The 2,600-nt window shown below is 61.5% G+C and carries 1 protein-coding gene; it reads right to left on the bottom strand.

Annotated elements, in window-relative coordinates:
- Nucleotides 1-2,600, bottom strand: a 2,600-nt coding sequence (locus ALQ04_RS27310; protein WP_259645046.1) for a condensation domain-containing protein, incomplete at both ends; no start/stop codon positions are given.

Below are 2,600 nucleotides of genomic sequence, written 5' to 3'. Positions count from 1 at the left end.
TCGGGAAGTACCGACAGACTGCCCAGTGCCGTCTGCGGCCGCTGCTCCAGCGCCTCGACCAGACGCGCCAGCGCCGTGCTCATGTAAGCCGCCACACGCGCTGCGCCAATACCGTCCTGCACCAGCACGGTCAGCTCGAAACCTTCGCCCTGATCATCCACCGACAGGGTCAATGGATAGTTGGTGCGCTCTTCGCCCTTCAGCGGTTCGATACCGTCCCAGGCCGGCGACAGGCTGTGTTCGCCCGGTGCCGCGCTGTAGCGGTAATTGAGCAGCGCACTGAACAACGGCGTCGAAGCCGCCACACCGCTGCAACGCTGTGCCAGCGCCAGCGGCGCATGCTCGTGGGCCAGCAAGGCACTCAGGCGCGCGTGGGTTTCCCGCACCCCCGTCCGGGCCTCGCAGGTACCCAGTTGCAGGCGCAACGGCAAAGTATTGATGAACATGCCCAGCGCCCGGTCGGCGCCGTCACCGCCATTCAGGCGACCCACCAGCACAGTGCCGAATACCACGTCGTCACGACCACTGGCAGCGCTCAGCACCTGAGCCCAGGCCAGGTGATGCAGGGATGCCACACTGACCCCGAGCACACGCGCCTGCGCTCGCAGCCGCTGGCTCAAGTCGATATCCAGCGCAGCGCGATGTTCCTCGATGCCGCGACCTTCACCTTGTACTTCATGCAAACCGAACGGCAAGGTGGGTTCGTCGAGGTCGCCCAGCATGTTGCGGAAGAATGTTTCCTGGGCTGCGCGATCGGTTCCCAGACACGACTGAGCCACATAGTTGCGATATGGCACTGGCTCGCTCAAATGTCCGGTGTCATTCAGCAGATAGGCTTCCATCTCCTGGCTGACTACTTCCAGCGCGGTGTGGTCGAGGACCAGATGGTGGAACAGCAGCAACGCCACCCAACGCTGGTTGAGCGGATTTTGAGCGTAGGCAATCCGCATCAGCGGCGCCTGGCGAATGTCCATGCGGTGTTGACAGGCATCGAAGCGTGCCTGCAACTGACTGCCGATATCGCCTTGTGCCGGATCCAGCTCAAGCTTGTCCATACTCAGGCGGGCTTGACGCCAGACCACCTGCAGCGGCTCGTCCAGTCCTTCCCAATAGAGCGAGGTGCGCAGGATATCGTGGCGGTCGATCACGCTCTGCAGTGCGCTGGCAAAGGTGTTCAGCCGTGCTTCGTTGTCGAAACCAAAGACCGCCTGCAGCACGTAAGGATCTCCGGCCTTGGCTGTGAGGTGGTGATAAAGAATGCCTTCCTGCAGCGGCGCCAGCGGGTAGATATCCTGAATATTGGCCGCACCGCCGGGAATCGCGGCGATGACCTGCTCAAGCTGCTCTGCGCTGATGTCCAGCAAAGGCAGCATTTCAGGAGTGATCCGCGAGCAACCCGGTTCGATCAGATTGGCCGGTACGCGAATTTCCGTGCCGCTGCCCACGGCGGCGGCCAGCGCCAACAGGGTTGGCTGGCTGAATAGCACGCGCACATCGGCACTCAGGCCTTGCTGGCGCATCTTCTCGATCAGCTTGACTGCCAACAGCGAGTGACCGCCCAGCTCGAAGAAGTGATCATGCCGCCCCACGCGCTCGACCTGCAGCACTTCGGCCCAGATCTGCGCCAACGCTGTTTCGGTTGCGCCTTGTGGGGCTTCGTAGCCACGGCTGATCAGGGCTTGCTGATCGGGGGCCGGCAGCGCCTTGCGGTCCAGCTTGCCGTTGGGGGTTAGCGGCAGTGCTTCCAGATGGACATAGGCTGCCGGGACCATATATTCCGGCAACTGGCTTTGCAGATGGCTGCGCAAAACCTCCAGATCGGCCTCAACTTCGGTCGAGGTGAAATACGCCACCAGGCGCTTGTCACCCGGAACATCTTCGCGAGCCATGACCACCGCTTCCTTCACGGCAGGATGACACGCCAGCTTGGCTTCGATTTCACCCAATTCGATACGGAAGCCACGAATCTTGACCTGATCGTCGTTACGGCCCAGGTACTCGATATTGCCGTCCGCCAGCCAGCGACCCAGGTCGCCGGTGCGATACATCCGCGCTCCGGCGTTGAATGGATCAGCCAGGAAGCGTTCCGCAGTCAGGTCATCGCGATTCAGGTAACCACGCGCCACACCGGCACCGCCGATATAGATTTCACCAGGAACGCCCAATGGAACCGGCTGACGGTGCTCATCGAGCAGGTAGAACTGGGTGTTGGCTACCGGTTTGCCAATGTGGGATGCAAAGCCGTCCTCGCGGTCCATCGCCACCCAGCTGGAATAAGTCGTGGTTTCCGAAGGACCGTAGAGATTGCACAGGCGTCTGACGCTGGTTTCGGCAAACAGCTTCTCGACCAAGGAGCCTTTCAACGCTTCACCGGCGACGTTGACGGTATGTACGCCCTGCCCCAGGCCGCCGTATTCCAGCAGCGCTTTAAGGGCCGAAGGCACGGTATTGATCAAGGTGACGTCATGTTCGCCGTCCTGCAGAGCCAGCACATTCCTGACCACTTCGATGCAGCCACCGGAAATCAGCGGTGCAAAGCACTCGTAGACCGCCAGGTCGAAGTTCAGCGAGGTGGAGAACAGGGTTTTGGCCAGCACTTC

The organism is Pseudomonas cichorii (genome assembly GCF_003700275.1).
In the GTDB taxonomy this organism is placed as follows: Bacteria; Pseudomonadota; Gammaproteobacteria; order Pseudomonadales; family Pseudomonadaceae; genus Aquipseudomonas; species Aquipseudomonas cichorii_B.
This window is presented reverse-complemented; position numbering and strand designations above follow the sequence as displayed.